This is a genomic window from Streptomyces sp. NPDC048484 (assembly GCF_040651415.1).
In the GTDB taxonomy this organism is placed as follows: domain Bacteria; phylum Actinomycetota; class Actinomycetes; order Streptomycetales; family Streptomycetaceae; genus Streptomyces.
The window spans coordinates 46489-65847 of the sequence record NZ_JBEZJY010000022.1 but is presented as its reverse complement, the minus strand read 5'-3'; the positions used below and the strand labels follow the sequence as shown (position 1 = coordinate 65847).

14 protein-coding genes are annotated in these 19359 nt (G+C 70.0%); 3 read left to right on the top strand and 11 right to left on the bottom strand.

Going from position 1 to position 19359, the window contains the following annotated elements:
* The first annotated feature begins 266 nt into the window (after nt 1–266).
* Nucleotides 267–2252, top strand: a complete 1986-nt coding sequence (locus tag AB0D14_RS22750) for an FAD-dependent oxidoreductase (RefSeq protein ID WP_362781713.1) — start codon at nt 267–269, stop codon at nt 2250–2252.
* 55 nt (nt 2253–2307) lie between these two features.
* Here the strand turns inward: AB0D14_RS22750 and AB0D14_RS22745 are convergent, their stop codons facing one another.
* The 10 genes from AB0D14_RS22745 to AB0D14_RS22700 all read right to left on the bottom strand — a co-directional run bounded on the left by AB0D14_RS22745 (nt 2308) and on the right by AB0D14_RS22700 (nt 14925).
* Nucleotides 2308–2937 (bottom strand): TetR family transcriptional regulator, encoded by a 630-nt coding sequence (locus tag AB0D14_RS22745; protein ID WP_362781711.1) that lies wholly within the window; start codon nt 2935–2937, stop codon nt 2308–2310.
* A 2-nt stretch (nt 2938–2939) separates the two neighbouring features.
* Nucleotides 2940–4448, bottom strand: coding sequence for an MFS transporter (locus tag AB0D14_RS22740; RefSeq protein WP_362781709.1), 1509 nt, complete (start codon nt 4446–4448; stop codon nt 2940–2942).
* Between the two features lie 216 nt (nt 4449–4664).
* Complete coding sequence (locus AB0D14_RS22735) at nt 4665–5168, bottom strand: hypothetical protein (RefSeq protein WP_362781707.1); 504 nt, start codon at nt 5166–5168, stop codon at nt 4665–4667.
* 126 nt (nt 5169–5294) lie between these two features.
* The gene (locus AB0D14_RS22730; RefSeq protein WP_362781706.1) at nt 5295–6491 is read right to left on the bottom strand and encodes a glycoside hydrolase family 64 protein; all 1197 of its coding nucleotides are present in this window, start codon (nt 6489–6491) and stop codon (nt 5295–5297) included.
* Nucleotides 6492–6689: 198 nt separating this feature from the next.
* The gene (locus AB0D14_RS22725) at nt 6690–7727 is read right to left on the bottom strand and encodes a hypothetical protein (RefSeq protein WP_362781705.1); all 1038 of its coding nucleotides are present in this window, start codon (nt 7725–7727) and stop codon (nt 6690–6692) included.
* 120 nt (nt 7728–7847) lie between these two features.
* The gene (locus tag AB0D14_RS22720; protein ID WP_362781704.1) at nt 7848–9134 is read right to left on the bottom strand and encodes a TRAP transporter large permease subunit; all 1287 of its coding nucleotides are present in this window, start codon (nt 9132–9134) and stop codon (nt 7848–7850) included.
* A gap of 3 nt (nt 9135–9137) precedes the next feature.
* Nucleotides 9138–9782, bottom strand: a complete 645-nt coding sequence (locus tag AB0D14_RS22715) for a hypothetical protein (RefSeq protein ID WP_362781702.1) — start codon at nt 9780–9782, stop codon at nt 9138–9140.
* Nucleotides 9779–11938 carry a hydantoinase/oxoprolinase family protein gene (locus AB0D14_RS22710; protein WP_362781700.1) on the bottom strand — a complete coding sequence of 720 codons (2160 nt, stop codon included), beginning with the start codon at nt 11936–11938 and terminating at the stop codon, nt 9779–9781. Before AB0D14_RS22710 ends, AB0D14_RS22715 begins: the two co-directional genes overlap by 4 nt.
* A 188-nt stretch (nt 11939–12126) precedes the next feature.
* Nucleotides 12127–13737: an FAD-dependent oxidoreductase gene (locus tag AB0D14_RS22705; RefSeq protein ID WP_362781698.1), complete on the bottom strand. Its 1611-nt coding sequence runs from the start codon at nt 13735–13737 to the stop codon at nt 12127–12129.
* An 84-nt stretch (nt 13738–13821) separates the two neighbouring features.
* A complete protein-coding gene (locus AB0D14_RS22700; RefSeq protein WP_362781697.1) occupies nt 13822–14925 on the bottom strand; it encodes a LacI family DNA-binding transcriptional regulator in 1104 nt (367 codons plus the stop codon).
* 402 nt (nt 14926–15327) lie between these two features.
* Between AB0D14_RS22700 and AB0D14_RS22695 the strand changes: the two genes are divergently transcribed.
* Nucleotides 15328–16746 (top strand): glycoside hydrolase family 76 protein, encoded by a 1419-nt coding sequence (locus tag AB0D14_RS22695; RefSeq protein WP_362781930.1) that lies wholly within the window; start codon nt 15328–15330, stop codon nt 16744–16746.
* A 10-nt stretch (nt 16747–16756) separates the two neighbouring features.
* Here the strand turns inward: AB0D14_RS22695 and AB0D14_RS22690 are convergent, their stop codons facing one another.
* Nucleotides 16757–17680, bottom strand: a complete 924-nt coding sequence (locus AB0D14_RS22690) for an SMP-30/gluconolactonase/LRE family protein (RefSeq protein ID WP_362781696.1) — start codon at nt 17678–17680, stop codon at nt 16757–16759.
* A gap of 118 nt (nt 17681–17798) precedes the next feature.
* Between AB0D14_RS22690 and AB0D14_RS22685 the strand changes: the two genes are divergently transcribed.
* On the top strand, nt 17799–19331 hold the full coding sequence (locus tag AB0D14_RS22685; protein WP_362781695.1) for a glycoside hydrolase family 43 protein: 1533 nt from the start codon (nt 17799–17801) through the stop codon (nt 19329–19331).
* The last annotated feature ends 28 nt before the right edge of the window (nt 19332–19359 follow it).

Sequence of the window (19359 nt, the reverse complement as noted above, 5' to 3'; positions counted from 1 at the left end):
GGACACGGCCACGGATGCATTTACGCATACGCATCCGGACATGGCCTTGTGGGCCGGCCACGACGAGGCCCGTCGTGGCCGGACCGTACGGGAAGTCGAACGTCCGCTTCCCGTACGGTCGTTGACCAGGCGGTCGTTGACCAGGCAGTCGTGGACCCGACGCCGCGTCCTATGACGGATCGAGTGGTTTGAGCTCCTCGTCCGTGTGAATGCCCTGGCTCAGCGTCCGTCGTACGCCAAGCATGATCGCGATGAGTACACAGGACATGAGCACCCCAGACGAATCCATGCCGAGCAGGAAGAACACGCACGGCGCGTCGCCCACGCGGCGCTCCGTGGTCACGGTGACCGGTGCCACGGCGCTCGCCGCCGGGCTCACCGCCGCGACCATCGCGCCCGCGACCGCGTTGAGCCCCGCCGCCGTGCCCTCGACGGCGCCTGCCGCGGTGCCGCCCGGCATCGGTCCCACGTCGTACACCACGGTCGCGCGCGCCATCGTCGTCTACGACGAGCACGACAAATCCCTTGTCCCGGCCTACCTGAAGGCCGTCGAGAACGGTCTGCCTCCTAGCCGGGCCAAGGCATCGAAGCGTGTCCTGATCATCGGGGCCGGGCCGGCCGGCCTGCTCGCCGCCGATCTGCTCAACCGGGTGGGCCACGACGTCGTCGTGATCGAGGCCAACGACAACCGCGTCGGCGGCCGTATCAAGACCTTCCGCAAGGGCGGCCACGAGAAGGGCGAGCAGCCCTTCGCCGATCCCAAGCAGTATGCCGAGGCCGGGGCGATGCGACTGCCCGAGAGCCACCCGCTCCTGATGGCGCTGATCAAGAAGTTCGACCTGCCGCGTCAGGAGTTCCTCCTGGTGGACGTGGAGGTCGACAACCCGACGAAGCGGGCCAACCGCACCTGGATGCACATCAACGGCGTCCACATGCGCCGGGCCGACTACGAGAAGAACCCCGAGAAGATCAACGACACCTTCGGTGTCAAGGGCTCCCACCGTGAGATGACCGCCGCGGCCATCCTCGCGACAGCCCTCGAACCCGCACACGAGCTCATCCGGGGCAAGGAGGGAACGGCCCTCGTCAACGGCTGGGTGACGGTCCTCAAGCGGTGGGGCCACTGGTCCATGTACCGGTACCTCACCGAAGTCGCCCGGCTCGACACCAGGACCATCGACCTCGTCGGCACCATCCAGAACCTGACCTCACGGCTGCATCTCTCCTTCCTGCACAGCTTCCTGGGCAGCGCGCTGATCGACCCCAAGACCAGGTTCTGGGAGCTGAAGGGCGGCACCGCGGTACTCGTCGACGCGCTGTACGCGCCGGTGAAGGGCAAGGTGCGACTCGACAGGCGTGCCGTACGCGTCGAACGCGGCGGCGGCGGCGGCAAGGTGAGGGTGCACACCGTGTCCGAGGACTGCCAGACCGGCAAGGGGGGTGTCACAGAGGTCTTCGAGGGCGACGAGGTGATTGTCACCGTGCCCTTCTCCGGTCTGCGCCACGTGGCCTTCGACCCGCCGCTGACCTACGGCAAGCGCCGGGCCATCACGGAACTGCACTACGACGCCGCGACCAAGGTGCTGCTGGAGTTCTCCCAACGCTGGTGGGAGTTCACCGAGGAGCAGTGGAAGGACGCGCTGGACTCCATCGAGGACAACCTCTACGACAGGTACAGGGCCGGCCGGGTCAGGGACGGCAGGCACCTCGGCGGCCACCGGTCCGTGCAGGACCTCGGGGTCACCGTCCCCGCCGAACTCAAGGAGTGCTTCTCCGCCTTCCGCCCCGCCGCGGGCGACGACCCCGAGGCCGCTCATGTCCGCGGCGGCGGCTTCGTGAGCGACAACGCCAACCGCTTCATGTTCTTCGAGCACGCCCACCCGATGGAGGGTAGTGACGGGGGCATCATCCTGGCCTCCTACAGCTGGTCCGACGACGCCCTGAAGTGGGACGCGTACGCCGACGAGGAGCGGTATCTGCGCGCGCTCGCCGGAGTGCAGGCCGTCTTCGGCCGGCGCTGCGAGGTGTTCTTCACCACCAAGTGCAAGACCCAGTCGTGGATGCGCGACCACTACGCCTACGGCGAGGCCTCCGTGCTCTTTCCGGGCCAGCACGCGGAGTTGTTCCCCGACATCCCCACATCGGAAGGACCACTGCATTTCGCGGGGGACCACACCTCCATCAAGCCCGCCTGGATCGAAGGCGCCCTCGAATCCGCCGTCCGCACGGCACTGAAGGTCCACACGGGCTGACAGCGGCTGCCCAGGGCCTGTCCGCCCAGGACTGTCCTGGGCGGCAACGCCCCGCTCACGGCGTGAGGCACGCCTGCACGGCGGGTGCGTACCGTTCGACGACGACGTCGAGCGCCGTCGCGCGCACTTCCGTGCCCCGCGCGATGCCATACATCACGCCCAGGCCGAGCAGCATGCTCACGGCCAGCTCGGCGCGCAGGCCCGCGTCGGTGCCGTCGAGGCGCAGGGCGAGCCGGTCGCTCACCTGGCTACGGAAATTGGTGCGGAGCCGGTCGCCCTGGCTGCCCTGCAACGGGGCGAAGACGATCCGCAGCAGCGGGTCGGCGCCCTGTTCGGACTGACTGACGAGTACGTGGCGGACCATGTGTCGCCCGAGGTCCCCCAGCGGTGCGTCCAGCAGGGCGGCGGCGTCCTCCTCGAAGGACATCACCCGGGCGAAAAGGGCCTCCTTGTTGCCGAAATACTTCATGATCAGAGGCGGGCTGACTCCGGCCCGTTCGGCCACGGCCTTCAGCGTGATGTCCCCGTGGGCGTGTCGCGCCAGAAGGTAGCGGGCCGCCCGCAGGATCACCGCTTGGGTGGCCCCGGCGTCCCGGCGGCCCGGGCCGCTGTCCGTCGCGGCCGCTGCCGCGGGGGCGGCGGGCGCGCCAGTCGCCGCCGACGCCGCCGTCTCAGTCCCAGACACCCTCATGATTCTCCTGCTCCCTCCAGCAACTTGTCCGCGGCCCGTCCCCTTCCGGCGCGCCGCCGCGACAACCTGCCGCCCTTCTCCGGCTCACCACTCCCCGGTATCGCCAGCGCCATCGCGCACCCTGCCAGAGCGACCGCCCCGGCCATGGCGAAGGACAGCAGATAGCCGTCCAGGCTGGGCAACGGCAATCCGCCGGCCCGGCTGGTGTGGTGCACCAGTATGGCGGCCACAGCGGCACTGCACACGGCCTGTCCGATGGTCCGCATCAGCACATTGACGCCGCTCGCGGAGCCGGTCTGCGCGGCGGGCACGGCGTCCAGGATCAGCGTGGGGAGAGCCGAGTAGGCGAGGGCCGTCCCGGCCGACACGATGGCGCCGCCCAGGATGATCACCCACAGGTGGCGGCTGTCCAGGATCCGTATCGCGTACCCGAACGCGATGACGACGGCCCCCAGCGCGAGCGTCACGCGTGGGCCGCGTGCCGTCGAGATACGGGCGGAGACCGGTGACAGGAACAGCATGAGCACACCGCTGGGCAGCAGGCACAGACCCGCACCGACGATCGACAGGCCGAGCCCGTATCCGGTGCCCGGGGGCGCCTGCACGAGCTGGGCCGTGACCAGGGAGTTGGCGTAGAAGGAGAAACCGACGACCAGCGCGGTCAGGTGTGGCAGCGCGACGCGCGGCCGGACGGCCAGCCTGAGGTCGACCAACGGCCGTTCGGCCCGCAGTTGCTGCCACCACCACAGGGCCAGGACGAGCACGAAGCCCGCGAACAGTGTGATGACCGGCCCGCTGGTCCAGCCCCATTCACCGCCCTGTGAGACCGCCAGCAGCAGACAGACGAGCATCGTGGCCAGGCCGAGCGCCCCGAGCGTGTCGAACCGACCCGGCTGCCGTACGGCCGACTCGTCCACCGCCCACCAGGCGAGCGCCACTCCGACCGCCCCCAGCGCGGCGGACACCCAGAACATGGTGTGCCAGTCGGCGTACTCGACGATGAGCGCCGCGAGCGGCAGACCCAGCGCCGCGCCGATGCCGACCGTGGAACTCATCAGGGCCACCGCGGAGACGGTGCGCTCCGGCGGCAGTACGTCACGGAGAATGCTGATCGACAGGGGTACCACGGCCGCGGCGGCGCCCTGCAGCGCTCGCGCCGCGATGAGCACCCGGATGTCCGAGGTCAGCGCGCACAGCACCGAGCCGCTCGTCATCACCGAGAGGGCGAGGAGCAGGACGCGCTTCTTGCCGTACATGTCCCCGGCGCGGCCCAGCACCGGGGTGAGTACCGCGCCCGCCAGGAGCGTCGCGGTGACGGTCCACGACACGGTGGCCGCGGAGGAGCCGGTCAGCCGAGGCAGGTCGGGGAGCAGCGGTACGACGGCCGTCTGCATCACCGCCATCAGGATTCCGCCGTACGCGAGAACCGGGACCGTCAGGCGGCCGCGCAGCCTCTCCAGGGACGCGGATCCCCCGGAACCGGAACCGTATGAACCGGAGGACACGGATGAACCGGATGAACCGGATGGTTCATCCGCGACGGGCAGCTCCCCAGGTGACGGATCCTGCATGGCACTTCCCTGGGAGCGAGACAAGGCGAGGTGAACAGACATTCACCCTAGTGGATGAATGACCGTTCACCAACCTTTCGAGTTCGCCGGTGAATCGCCGGTGAATCGCTTTTCATCCGCTCTTTCGATCAGCGTGGGCCCGTCATGTCGCTACGGCTTGCTCGCGGTGGGGCCCGTCTTGCGCGCGGCATCGAGGTCCTGGATGGTCCCGCCCACCTTCGTCCGCAGAGGTTCGAGCATCTTCGCCTTCGCGCTGATGGCCCACTGCGGGCCGACGAGGTACTTGCCCCCGTAGATCGCGGCGCTGTCGAGCCAGGTCAGCTTGTACTTCTCCGCGGGGAAGGTCGTGATGAGGTAGTCGCCCTCGGTGGTGTGACAGACGCCCTCACGCAGTTCGTCCGCATCGGTTCGGATCTTGACCTTGCAGCCGGTCAGGTTGGCGAGCACCTCGACCTTCGCCGGCGCCACGACACCGGCCGAGGGGGCGGACATCGCGGATGTCTCCGCCTTCTTGCCTTCCGCGGCACCGTCCTCGCCCCCGCTGCAGGCCGTGGCCAGCGTCAGCAGGGCCAGACTGCCGGCCAGGACGGCGCCGCGCACCGCGCGGGCGACGAGAGTGCGGCCGGTACGTCCTCGCTGTGGCTGCTGTGGCACGTGCCTCTCCGTATCCGTGCTGATCCCGCGCGAGCGGGCATGCGTTCCACGGGGTGGTACGGAGGAGAAGGGCCCGTTGTTCACTCGCGACGGCGTTCGCTCCCGACAGCTTCACTCCCGCGTCGCTCAGCTGAAAGGGTCGAGCGTGATGTACGCCGTCTGCGGGTTGTTGTCGTTGACCAGCGACTCATGGTTGCCGACGTCGTCGAAGGCGAACCCGTAGGCCTTGCCGTCAGCCATCTGAGCGTGGATCTTCCGGGCGTAGTGGTTGGTCACCGCGTCCTGGTAGAAGCCCGCGGAGCTGGTGTCGGGCTGACTGGAGTTGGTCAGGAGCGTGGAGCGGTTGTAACCCGCGCACAGAGTGCGGGAGATCGGGCCGCGTACCAGGTCGTTCGGTGCGTCCAGGTGCTTGTAGCAGCCGAAGACGCTGTCGGAGTCCGGCTTCTGGAAGGTGGTGACGGTGGCGCCGGAGCTGTTGGTGAAGTTCATGACGTTGCCCGAGACCCTGCCGTAGTACTTGGTGGCGGGCTGGTCCGCGAACGGTGTCACCGTCAGCGTGGAGGTGGCGTACTTGGCCCACACCCGGTTGATGTAGTCGTTCATGACGGTGCCCGGCAGGGCGCCGGACTCGATGCCGTGGCCGGGTGCGAGGGCGCGCAGAATGGTGCCGTCGGACCGGGTCTTGATGAGGTTGGCCCAGCCGCCGGGCTGGCTCTTCAGGGCGTTGAAGAAGCCGGCGTAACCGCCCGGCTTCAGGTGTCCGGTGTTCTTGACCGTGCCGGCGGTGTTCTTGACACCGACCGCGTACGGGGCCGAGAACATGTCGACCTGAGTGCTGTTGATCCACAGTCCGGAGTCGTTGAGGGTGTACTCGGTCCAGTTGAAGAGGATGTTCGCGTTCGGGTCGGTCGGGTTCTGCACGGCGGGTTGCACGAGACCGCCGGTGGTCAGCTTGAAGACGAGCTTCTGGCCGTAGGAGAAGTAGACCCGGCCGGAGAACTTGGGCATGCGGATCGTCTTGCTCTGGCCGTTGGCCGGTCCGGCGATCGACGCGTCGGGCGCGGGGGTCGGCGGGTTGCCGCCCGCGGGCCAGGCGTGGAAGGTGCCGTTCGCGTCGGCCCAGCCCTGTTGGCCGGTCGAGAGCAGGGTTCCGATGGTGTAGATGTAGATCTGGTCACCGCGACCGGAGTTGTTCTTGAACTCGAGCGGGATGGTCGTCGGCACCGCGGCTTCGGCGTGGGCCACGGGGCCCACCGCCGTGAGCCCCGTGGCGACGGCCGCCGCGGCGACCAGGGCCACCAGCACTTTCCGTAGGGCAAGCATGCTCGTCCTCCTACCAGGTGGAAGCGGACCCTTCCGGTCCTCTGAGAGCGCTCTCAGAGTGCCGTCGCGAGGCGAACACGTCAAGGTCTAGACCAACATCTACTACTTCGGTCACCGCCGCTCCGTGCGAGGGGCCGGGCAGCGCCAACTCCTCGGCACTGCCCGGCTGTCACCCGTACGCGCCGGTGGTGCGGTCCGTCAGCCGCGGGCCATGGCGATGGAACCCGCGAGGCGCTCCCCCGCCTCGTAGATCATGTACGGGACGCCGCCTTCCGTGCCGAACGACGGGGCGGCGGCACGGCCGTTCTCCGGTGCGGCACTCCGGGAGTTGTAGAAGACACCGAGGTGCGTGCGCTTGCTGAAGTCGTTGCCCACCTCAGTGATCATCAGGTCGCCGCCGCTCCCCTTGTCCTTGTTGTAGACGACGTACGTGCTGTTGTTGCGGTACAGCAGGTGGGGGCCGCCGATGTTGACGGCGCCGACGTCGGAGTGCCGGACCAGCGGCTGCTGGTCGTAGGTCCAGGTGCGCCCGTCGGCAGACCAGCCCCAGTGGATGTCACGGTGGTCGGTGGTGTTGTTCAGCATGAAGACCATGACGAAGTGGGCGCCGCGGGACGGCAGTTCATGCGGGAAGACGCGGGCGTACGACGTCTCGGTCGTGCCACTGGGCAGCATGGACGTGGACAGGACGACCTTGTCGTAGGTGAAGTTGATGCCGTCCTTGGACCGGGCCAGCCGCGTCCTCGTGTTCTCTCCATGGAAGTACAGCCACATCTCCTTGGCGCTCTCGTGCCACATGACGTGCGCGGACGCGACGTGGCTGACGGAGTAGTGGGGCTGCCAGTCGTTCGCGACGATCGGGTTGTCCGGGTACTCCGTGAAGGGGCCCTCCAGCGAGTCGCCGTAGGCCAGGCAGATGCCGCCGGGCGCGTCGTGCGGCCCGTAGTACAGGTAGTACTTGCCAAGGGGGTTGGAGATGCGTCCGGCCGTGCCTCGGATGCACGGGAAGATGATCTCGCCCGTCGGGTTGTACTTCAGCTGGGACGGGGACAGCAGAGTGCGGACGTATTTGTAGTCGGGGAACCCTCCGGGTGCGGCGGACACGGCCGAGGCGGCGGCCCCGTCCGCGGTGAGGGCGGACGCGGCCGGGGCTGCGAGGCCGCCCACGGTCAGGGCGGCGCCGGTGGCGGCTCCGGCACGCAGGAACAGACGACGGCCGGGACGTGGCTCGTTCATGGTCGACTCCAGAAGAGGAATTGAGGGACGCGAGGGACCGGACCGACGGTGACGCCGCCGGTCAGAGGTGGGTCGTAGCGTGGTCACCGGTCAGAGAGTGGGTCGCGGCGTGGTCGCCGGTCAGAGGTAGGTCGCGGCGGTGACACACAACCCGCCGAGGGCGACGCCCCAGACGTACGGAAGTGTGCGCACCATGACCTGCTGCGGGGAGACGCCGGCGTACTGGGCGGCCCACACCGTCTGGGTGCTGGTGGGGTCGGCGACACCGAAGACCTGGTTGTACGAGGTGGCCATGCCGAGGACGACCGCGGCCGGGTAGATCCCGGCGGAGATGAGGACACCGGCGATACCCGCGCCCAGCCCGAACACGTTCAGCGGCCCTCGGTACAGGCACAGCGGCACGAGCAGCGTGAAGACGCCCACGAACAGCACGGGGTTCTGCGGGCTGACCGCCTTCACCAGCGGTTCGAGGGCTTCGACGGCGCCCGGGAGTTTCACCGCGGCCAGCAGGATGCCGATGGCGATGAACAGGGCGATCGGCGGAGCGGCCACCTCGAATCCGCCGTACAGGGTTCGCAGCAGCCGCTTGTTCATCTCTCGGGGGCGGGTGGTGGTGACCAGCGCGTACAGGACGCCTGCCAACAGGGAGGGGATGATGGCGAGTTCGAAGCCGAGAGCGAGGATCAACGGTACGGCCGGGGTGAGCAGCGCGTACCAGGGGGCGTCGCCCAGCCTCTGCCGGCGGCTCGGCGAACCGGGTTTGTCCTGAACCGACTTGAGGGACCAGGTGTGTTCGACTCCCCTTCGGCGGGACTCGATGAACACGTACAGGACGGCGGCCACCAGGGCGAACGGGAACAGCTTCACCATGAAGCCGCGGACGGTCGGTACAGGGAGTTCCAGGGCGGTGGAGAAGAACTGCCACAGGGGCAGTTCGAAGGGAATGCCGACAGCGATACCCATGAGAATGGTCCCGGCGGCGGTCACTTTCGGGATGCCCACCGCGATCATGGCGGGGATGCCGATGAGGCCCGCGAGCATCGCGGCGGGGGCGGATCCGGTGACGGTGCCGACGAGCGCGGAGACCGCCAGGACACCGAGGGCCACGACTACCGGGCGGTCACCGCCGAACTCGACGATCTTGCGTACGAGAGTGGCGGCGACCCCCGTCTCCTCCAGGAGCTTGCCGAGCCACGACCCCAGCACAATGGCGATCATGGTGGCGGCCAGCGCGGGCGCGCCCTCCTGGAGCACCGTGTCGATGACGCTGTTCTTGCCGGTCAGCGGCGCGCCGGCGACGAAGGCGATGACGACGGCGAGGATGACGAGCGCGAACGCCGTGGGCAGTTTGCGGGTGAGCATGGCGGCGACACCGGCGGCCATGACGAGCAGGATGACGACACCCATGGCTCAGTTCTCTCTTCCGGATGCGCCGACCGCCGCGGCGAGTGCGGCGGTCAGCAGGAGGGGGCTGCGGCCGAGTCCGCAGACGGTACGGGCGTAGGCGTGGGCGGCGATCTCCTCGGCCCCCGCGACATGGGCCAGGACACGGAAGCGGCCGAGCCGCAGCGCGGTGTGCCCGATCGCCTCCTTGAGCGCGGCCCTCGTCTCCTTGTGGTGGAAGTGCTCGTGCGCGCTCTCATGGGCGAGGGCCGCGGCGCGTACGGATCCCACGGGATACCAGGAGCGCCAGCCGAGTTCGTCGATCAACTGCTCGGCGCGGTCGACGGTGTCGGTGCAGATCTCGACGGTGGCGGGACGCGAGGTGTAGCGGGCGAGCAGCAGTTGTTCGAGGCCGTCGTCGCGTTCCACGATCCGGGCGCGGCACGGCCCGGGTTCGAGGGCCGCACCGAACGTGTCGGCGGCCTGAGCCCAGTGACGCAGCAGGGCCGGGTCCCGTTCCTCGTGGGTGGGCGTGGCGGCGAGCAGGCGAACCGCGAGATCGAGGTCGTCCGTGGCCGGGTCGGCGGCGGCCCCGAGGGCCTTCGCTGTCCCTGCCCGTGCCCCTGCCCGTGCCCCTGCGCGCGCCTCTGCCGTCGCGAGGGCGCGGGTCATGACCGCACCTCCACGACGGCCACCACGGGCTCGTCGGCGGCTCGGTCCCGCATCTCGCTGCGGGCCAGGGCGAGCAGCGGCTGCGGGTCGAGCACTCCGGAGAGGTCCGCGATGCGGGAGCCGAGGAGGAGCCGCAGCGCGGGAGCGCGGACGCCGCCGTCGCCGTACGACGTCGCCTCGCGGACGAGGTTGCTGAGGAGTTCGGGGGCAGCCCCCACGGTGGTGGCGGCCACCTGGGCGTCGGAGGCGTGCAGGCGTACGACACCGTCGGCGTCCACGACCCGCACGGGATGCCGGGAAGCCCGCAGCCGGCGCCGCACCTCGGTGCCGTAGACCGTGTGGGCAGGTGTGCCGGCGAGGACGCGTACCCGGTCCGGGTCGGTCTTGAGGCTGGCGGCTGCCGCGGCGAGGCGCTCGGTGTCGTCGGCGCTGTGCGAGCGGTCCTGGGTCCGCAGTTCGGTGGCGCCGGTGGCGATGGCGCGGACGGTGCTGGTCTGCGGGTCGACGGTCACCTCGACCTCGACGCCGTCGGCGGCGGCGCCCTGGGCGACGACGGCCCGCTCGGCCTCGGCTCGTACGGCGAGGATCTGTTCCTGTGTGGCGCCGGGGATGATCCGCTCGATCTGCTCGCGCACCAGGGCCAGGGCCACACCGATCGGGCTGATGACCTCGTTGTGCCGGGCGATCCTGCCCTCCATGCCGGTGAGTACCGCGAGGTGCGGGGTGACGGTGGCCGCTCCGCCCCCGCCGCCGACGAGGACCGCGGTGTCGGGGTCGAGGCGGTAGTCGCGCACGACCTTGTCCACGACCGACTTCACCTGGTCGGCGCCCGCGTCGAGAATGCGGGCGGCGGCCGTGGGCACGTCCACGCCCAGGGCGTCGGCGAGCGGGGCGATCGCGGCCCGCGCCACCTGCTGGTCGCAGTGCGCGAAGTCCCCCTCGGGGACGCGGCCGAGTGCGTTCGCGGCGCACGTCATGGTGATGGCGTACCGTCCGCCCGCCGCGTCCAGGACGGCGTAGTCGGCTGGATCGCCGGACATCGGACGCACCGTGGCCAGGGTCGCGTCGCGCAGCTCGTCCGGGCCGGCGAAGCAGGCGTAGGGCAGTCCCGCGATGTGGGCGCTGCGCGGTCCGACGGCCGTGACGCGTGCCCGGTCGCCGCGGGCTCCGTCACCGCGGGCCAGGTCGACGCGGACCATCGAGCCGCCGCCGACGCCGACGGTGCGGACGTCGAGGGCGTTGAGGTACGAGCTCTTGCCGAGCATCGTGGCGTGCCGGACAGCGACCTTGCCCCGGCGTACGACGCTGATGTCGGTGGAGGTGCCGCCGGTTTCGAGGAAGACGCCCTCGCTGATGCGCTCCTGCATGAGAGCGCCCGCGACTCCGGCCGCCGGGCCGGACAGCACGGTCAGCAGCGGCCGTCGCCGCATCTCGTCGAGTGCCATGACGCCGCCGTCGCAGCGCATGACCATGAGCGGTGCGGTGATGCCCGCCTTGGTGATGGACGCGTCGACGAGGTCGGCGGTGGCGAGCATGCGCGGCAGGATGGCCGCGTTGACGACGGCGGTGCGGGTCCGCTTGTGCAGCCCGTACAGCGAGGTGATCTCGTGCGCGGCCGTCAACGGGAGCCCGGCCGGGCGGGCTGCCTCCAGTACGGCCTGCTCGCCTTCGGGGCGGTCGACGGCGAACGGCTCGGTGGCGACGATGACTTGGGCCCCCGCTGCCGTGACCTCCTCGACCGCGGCACGGACGGCGCTCGCGTCGTCCGGTCGGGCGACGTGGGCGTAGGCGAGCGGAAGCCGTTTGCCGGGGGCGAGTTCGAGTCGGCCGAGGGCGGCGAGCCGGCGGGTGAGGACGGCGCCGGGCCCGGTTCCGATGCCGATCAGGCCGACGGTGGCGACATCGCCCTCCAGCAGGGCGTTGGTCGCCTGGGTCGTGCCGTGCGCCAGGAACGTGACGTCGGCGGGGTCACGGCCGACCTGCTGGAGCAGTCGGTCCAGCGCCTCGACGATGCCGTGGGCGACGCCGTCCTCGTGATGGTGGCTGGTGGGAACCTTGACCTGCCCCAGCAAGCTCAGTGTGGTGGCGTCCACGGCCACGGCGTCGGTGAAGGTTCCGCCGACGTCGATGCCGACGCGAATTCTGTGGGTGGTCATGTCTGGGCACCTCCTTGTGCTCTGTCAGTCATGCGCGGCGCCGGCCGGGCGGACAGGCAGGCCTGGCTGGTTGAGCAGCCGATCCGCCCGGCACGGGCACGCGGTACGGCGACCGGGGCCGCCGTGTGCACCGTTGTTCAGTGACCCCGTGGGTTCAGTGACCCCGTGGGTGCGATGTCCCCGTGGGTTCAGTAGCCCCGTACGTCCGGCCAGTGGCGCTGCACCCCGTCACGGTCGAGCCCGCGCGCGAACTCCTCGAACCGCTTGTCCTCGGCCTGGACCTGGTGGGGTTCGACGTCCTCGGCCAGGCAGTGGGCCGCGAGCGCGCCGGCGACCTCGCCGATGTTCCACTCCACGGGGTGAAGCCGATAGCAGCCGTTGGTGATGTGCGTCGTGCCGATGTTCTTGCCGGCGGGCAGCAGATTGCGGACGCGCCGCGGCACCAGCGCGCCGAGCGGGATCTCGAAGGGCACCGACCCGATGTCGATGTAGTTGTCACCGCCCGTGGAGGGGTGCAGATCGATGCGGTAGTTGCCGACTCCGACGGAGTCCCGGTACTTGGTGCCGCCGTAGGGTCCGACCAGATCGATGGCCACGTCGTGCTCGGTGACGGTGGTGACGGCCTGGATACGGCGCGATTCCCGCACGTACGCCGCCTTCGCGAGGCCGTCCGGCGTGCCGGTCACGTCCGGGCGCGGACGGAGCCCCGGGAATCCGGTGCCGCCGTCCTGGCGGGGCGCTTCGGTCTGCAGCCAGTACAGGACCGACAAGGACAACTGCCGTGCCCCGGCCACCGCTTCGGCTCCGGTCCGCGCTCCCGCCCCCACCAGCGGCTTCAGCCAGTAGTCGTTGAGCGGCCAGTTGGCGAGGGTGATGTCGGAGTCGAAGGCGCCGGGGCGGTGCAGCTTGCGCGCCAGGATGCGGCGGAAGCCCCACAGTTCCTTGTCACCCGCGTCGGCGCTCTGGTCGGCGCTCACGGCGAGCGGGTCGAGGTCAGGATTGGGCTCGAAGGTGCGCGGCACGGACTCCAGTGACCGGGGGTCCGGGGCCTCGAAGCCAAGGAGAGGTCCGGGCCAGAAGTCGGGCTTGTACTCCCGCCAGAAGCCGTAATCGGCGGGCCGGTCGACGGTGTGGTCCTCGCCCTCGTGGTGGGAGAGTGCGAAGCACACGGTGATGCCCTGCTGGTTGAGCGGCTGGGCCTGGTCCGGGGCATGCGGTTCGTCGTACTCGGACCGGGCCTCGGCGCCGATCACGTGCTCCACGCCGGCCAGTTCGAGGAGTTCGCCCGTCTCGGTGGCGTCGATCACGTAGCGGGCGGGGACGGTGACCTGCCGGCCGTCATGGCGGTGTTCCAGGGTCACGGACCGTACGACATCGTTGTCGGCCTCGGCCGCGACGGGCCGGTGGTCGGTGAGAACGGTCAGCCGCCCGGCGGCCCGGTGCGGCGCGAGCATCGCCTCGATGACGGCCAGCGCCACGCGCGGCTCGTGGCAGAGCTTGCTCACACGCCCGGCGCCCGGGTTGAGGTCCGTGAGAGCCAGGGCCTCGGAGCGCAGCGGATACCACTGGCGGTAGAACTGCCGGATGCCTTCCCGCAGTTGCCGGTACGAGGCGGTGGTGCCGAACTGCTCCACCCACGGATGGTCGTCGGGCGGCACGGCCTGCGAGGTGAGCTGTCCGCCGAGCCAGTCGGTCTCCTCGGTGAGCACGACGGTGCGTCCGGCCCGGCAGGCGGCCAGCGCGGCGGCCACGCCGCCGAGTCCGCCGCCCACGATGAGGATGTCGGCTTTCGGTATCACGCTTCTCCTTGCTGATGGTTCTCGGTGGTGGTTGTCGGTGGTGGTGCACGGCGGTGGTTCCCGGTGCCCGGCTCACGCCGGGTGTCAGCGCCGCTCCGGCGGACTGCCGGTGGTCACTCCGGGCCGGAAGGCGCAGGCGACCAGGGGTTCTTCGGCCTCGTCCCCCGCCACGAGTGAGGCCAGCATCCGGACCGCGGCCGCGCCCAACTGGTGTCGAGGTACGTCGAATCCGGTGGGCTGTGGATCCCCGAGGAGGTCGGGCGGAGGGCCCCCGAGGAGTGCGAGGGAGAGGTCGCCGGGGCAGGTGAGGCCTGCCGCGTCCGCGGCCGCGCGAACGGCTCGCCACGCGTTCCCGGTGTCGGTCTCCTCCGCGACGAACGCGGTGACACCCTCGGCGATCCAACGCCGCAGCCGCTCGGGGGTGACATCGCGCCGAGGGTCGGCACAGCGGAGAACGGCCTCGGATCCGCCGGCCAGTCCGGCCGCCTCCAGGCCCTCCAGGAAGCCCTGCTGCCGGTCCGTGGAGGCCGGCGCGTCATCGTCCTCGCGGACCAGGACGATCCGGCGGTGCCCCAAAGACGCCAGGTGCCGGACCACTTCGCGGCTGGCGCTCACATAGTCGGCGCCCACCCATGACAGTCCTTCCAGCTCCTCGCGGCGCCCCAGGTGCACGACCGGGAACCCGTCGGCGACCATCCGCTTCAACTCGGCGAGCGGCACATGCCGGCCCAGGAACAGGCACCCGTCCGCGAGCCGGACCCGGTTCAACGCCTCGGGCCCGGCCGCTCCCGCCCCGCCGGAGCTCGATCCCGTGAACAGCACCAGGTCGTAGCCGCGCGCGGCGGCCTCACGCTCCACCCCGACGAGGAAGGGGTAGTACGAGTGCTCCACGTCCGTGGGGAAGGTGGCAGTGAAGCTGTAGACGCCGAGCAGGTTGTTGCGGGCCGCCGCCAGTCGCTGCGCGGCCACGTCCGGTACGTAGCCGAGGCTGCGGGCCGCGTCGAGCACCCGTTGCCGTGTCTCGTCCGAGATCGCCGACCCCTGCGCCTTGTCCGACAGCACGAGCGACACCGTGGCCTGGGACACTCCGGCCAGCCGGGCGACCTCCGCCTGCCGCGGCCGGGAGGTGCGTCCGGTTGCCGCGGGGGCCCGCCCTCGCCTGGGTCGCTTGCTGGGCTGTTCCACCATGCTCCTCACTCGGCCACTGGTGGCCGACACCGATTACTAATACGTATAAGTAATGCGCATAAGTTGAACTGTGGTGCGCCCGCACGGAAATGGTCAAGGGGCACGACACGACTTCTTCGAACGATGGGGGACGATGTCAGAGCGACGCCTGACCGGCATCCGAGCGATGTCCGAGCACCGTCCGCCGCACCGGACGGGGCCTTCGCCCGGACCTTCATCCGGACCCTCGCCCGGACCTTCGTCCGGACCATTGACCTGTCCCTGACTTCCGGTTAGCGTCCAGCCGAGCCTTTCCAAGGACCAGCCCCTGTGCCCCCACCGCAGCGTTCGGCAAGCCTCGGGAGTTCTTCCATGCGCGCCATGCGATCACCACTCGCCGCACTCGCACTCTCCCTGACAACGATGTCGGCCCTCTCCGTGCTCACCGCGCCGCCTTCCGCCGCGGCCCCTTCGGCAGCCGCGGCGACGGTGTGCAACAAGTACTGCGACGCCCGCGACCCGGCCCTGAGCAGCCAGGACCGCAAACCCGTCACGGCCACGCTCTTCTCGCGCTCGTTCGTGCTGCACTTCGACGACGCCGACGCCATGGGCTGGGCCTCCATGAGCAACGGCAGCCCCGGGGACGAGGTGTGGATGGACCGCTCCTTCGACGGCGGTCGCACCTGGTCCTCGAACAGCCGGCTCGGCGCCACCAAGGTCCCGACGGGGCAGACCGGTTGGCGGACGCTGATGTACAACGTCGACGACTGGACGAATCACGGCGTCGGTGCCCTGCGCGCCTGCGGCAAGGCCGCCGACCGCCCCGACATCGTCTGCACACCCTGGGCCCGGTCGACCTGGAACGCCGCCGACCGGCGCACCGCGGCGGCCACCGCCCAGATGCAGTTCTACAACTACGGCACCGGCCTGTTCGACACCACCGGCTGGTGGAACTCCGCCAACGCGCTGCACGCCGTCATCGACAACGCCCGGGTCACCGGCATGAAGAGCTACACGTACGCCATCAGTCGCACCTATGACCTACAAGTCAACGCCGCAGACGGGCAGTTCCGCAACGACTACATCGACGACACCGGGTGGTGGGGCCTGACCTGGATCGCGGCGTACGACCTCACCAGCGATCCCCGCTATCTGGCCACGGCACGGGCCGACGCCGACTACATGGCCTCCTACTGGGACAGCACCTGCGGCGGCGGGGTGTGGTGGAGCACCGCGAAGACGGTGAAGAACGCCATCCCCAACTCCCTCTACATCGAGCTCAACGCCGCCCTGCACAACCGCATCCCGGGCGACACCACCTACCTTCAGCGCGCCAGGTCGGACTGGAGCTGGTTCCAGGGCACCGGCATGATCAACGCCGACCGGACAGTGAGTGACGGCCTCAGTTCGAGCACCTGCAAGGTCGGCGACAGCACGGTCTGGTCGTACAACCAGGGTCAACTCGTTGGTGGCCTCACCGAGTTGTACAAGGCGACGGGTGACTCCTCCGTCCTCGCCGCCGCTCGCGGGATCGCCGACGCCAACACCGTCTCCGGCAAGCTCAACACCTCGGCCGGCATCCTCAAGGACCCCTGCGAGAACGGTGACTGCGCCGCCGACGGACCCTCCTTCAAGGGCGCCGACGTACGCGGCCTGGCGAAGCTCAACGCGCTCCTGTCCGACCGCCCCTACACGGCGTACCTCAACAAGCAGGCCTCGCAGGCCTACGCCTCCGACCGCAACGCCCTCGACCAGTACGGCCTGCACTGGTACGGCCCCCTCGACAGGACGGACGCCGCCCGCCAGCAGAGTGCCCTCGACTTGATGAACGCCGCGTCCTGAGTCACGACCGTCAGACCGCCGCCGGCGCCGCCTTGACCCCCATGACCAGCGAGTAGAGGGTGTCGTTCGCCGCGATGAAGAGGCGGTTGCGCCTCGGGCCGCCGAAGCGGATGTTGGCGACCGTGTTGGGTACCAGGATGCGGCCGAGGAGGGTGCCGTCCGGGGCGTAGCAGTGCACTCCGTCGTCCATGGCGGCGACCCAGAGGTGGCCCCGGTCGTCGAAACGGATGTTGTCGAAGCGGCCGCCGCTCTCTTCCTTGAGCTCGGCGAAAACCCTGCCGTCGGAGAGGGTGCCGTCCGCCCGTACCGCGAAGACGCGGATCTGGCCGGCCCGGGTGTCGGAGACGTACAGCTCGCTCTCGTCCAGCGAGAACACCAGCCCGTTGGGGGCGCCGAAGCCTTCGGCGGCAAGCCGCACCTCGCCGGCGTCCGGGTCGATCCGGTAGACGTTGTTGGCGCCGATCTCGCTCTCGGCGCGCTCACCCTCGTAGTCGCTGGTGATGCCGAAATCGGGGTCGGAGAACCAGATGGAGCCGTCGGACTTCACGGTCGAGTCGTTCGGGCTGTTGAGCCGCCTGCCCCGGTAGCGGTCGGCGAGCACCGTGACCGAGCCGTCGTGCTCGGTGCGGGTGACCCGGCGATTGCCCTGCTCACAGCTGATCAGACGGCCCTCGCGGTCCAGGGTGTTGCCGTTGGTGTGCCCGGCGGGTGAGCGGAAGACACTGACCGCGCCGGTCTCCTCGTCCCAGCGCAGCAGCCGGTCGTTCGGAATGTCGCTCCAGATCAACTGGCGCCAGGCCGGTACGTACAGCGGCCCCTCCGCCCAGCGCGAGCCCACGTGAAGTGTCTCCAACTGCAGATCACCCGCGGTGCACATCTCCGTACGGAACCTGTCGTCGAGTACCTCGTACAGCGCGGGGCGACCGGTGGTCATGTCTGTTCTCCTTCTGTGGCAGCCGACTTACATCAGAACACGCTCCGATCGAAGCGCTTCGACATAGGCTCCCCGAGCCCCAAGGGAACTTCCCCGACCGCACTCTTCAGGGACGGACATGGCGTACTTCGACAATCCCGTCATACCCGGCTTCAGTCCGGACCCGAGTATCTGCCGGGTCGGTGACGACTACTACCTGGCGACTTCAAGCTTCGAGTACGTACCGGGCGTACCACTGTGGCACAGCCGTGACCTGGTGCACTGGCGGCTGATCGGGCATGTTTTTGACCGGCCCTCGCAGCTGACGCTGCCCGACACCGCACCGTCCTCCGCGGGGGTGTACGCGCCCACACTGCGCCACCATGACGGCCTGTTCTGGCTGATCACGACCGTGGTCGCCGGGGCGGGCAACGTTCTGGTGACCGCCGAGGACCCGGCGGGGCCCTGGTCGGATCCGGTGCCGGTCGGCGTTCCGGGCATCGACCCCGATCTGGCCTGGGAAGAGGACGGAACCTGCTGGTGCGTGTACTCGGCGGGCGGGATCCACGGGGTGCGCGTCGACCCCAGGTCCGGTGAGCTGCTGGGCGAGCCGGTGCCGATGTGGTCGGGCAGCGGGCTGCAGTATCCCGAGGGCCCGCACCTGTACCGGGTCGGCGACTGGTGGTATCTGCTGCTGTCGGAAGGCGGTACCGAACGCGGCCACGCCCTGTCGGTGGCCAGGTCCCGTACGCTGCCCGGGCCGTTCGAACCGCACCCGGCCAACCCCGTGCTGTCCCACCGCAGTACCGGTCATCCGGTGCAGAACACCGGCCACGGTGACCTGGTGCGGGCGCACGACGGCACGTGGTGGATCGTGCTGCTGGGCACCAGACCGCGTGGCGACACCCCGATGTACCACGGCATGGGCCGGGAGACGTTCCTCGCGCCGGTGCGGTGGGAGGACGAGTGGCCGCTGCCCGGCCCGCTGGAACTGCGTGCGCAGGCTCCGGCGCTCACGCCCCACCCCTGGCCTCCGGAGCCGGACCGGGACGATTTCGACTCCCCCGCGCTCGCACCGTGCTGGGTGTCGCCGCGGCGGAGCGACCCGGAGGCCGTCCGTCTCGACGAGCGGCCCGGCCACCTGGTCCTGCACGCCCGCGCGGACAGTCTCGACACACCCGGCGCGCTCTTCGTCGGCCGACGCCAGCGCGACCCCGACTGCACGGCGCGCACCCTGGCCGACGTCGCCGGGGGCGGCCGGGGCGGGCTCGCGGTACGCCTGGACGAGGCGCACCACTACGAGGTGGAGATGGGTGGGGGTACGGTCCGCGCGGTCGCCAGGATCGGCCCGCTGAGCCACGTGGTCGGCGAACGGGCCGTGCCCGCAGGCCCGGTGATGCTGCGGATCGACGTCACGACCTCCGACGTCCTGCCGCCCACGATCACCTCCCGCGACCCTGAGGGACCTCCCCCGCCCGGCCTGCGCGGCGGCGGCCCCGACACCCTTCGCCTGGGTTACGAGACGGACGGCGGTGACTTCGAGATCCTCGCCGAACTCGACGGCCGCTACCTCACCACCGAGGTCGCGGGCGGCTTCACCGGCCGCGTCTTCGGCATGTACGCCACGCGGGGCAGCGCGGCCTTCGACTGGTTCGAGTTGCGGCCCACCTGACAGCCGAGTTGGTGAGCCGGGCCCCGGT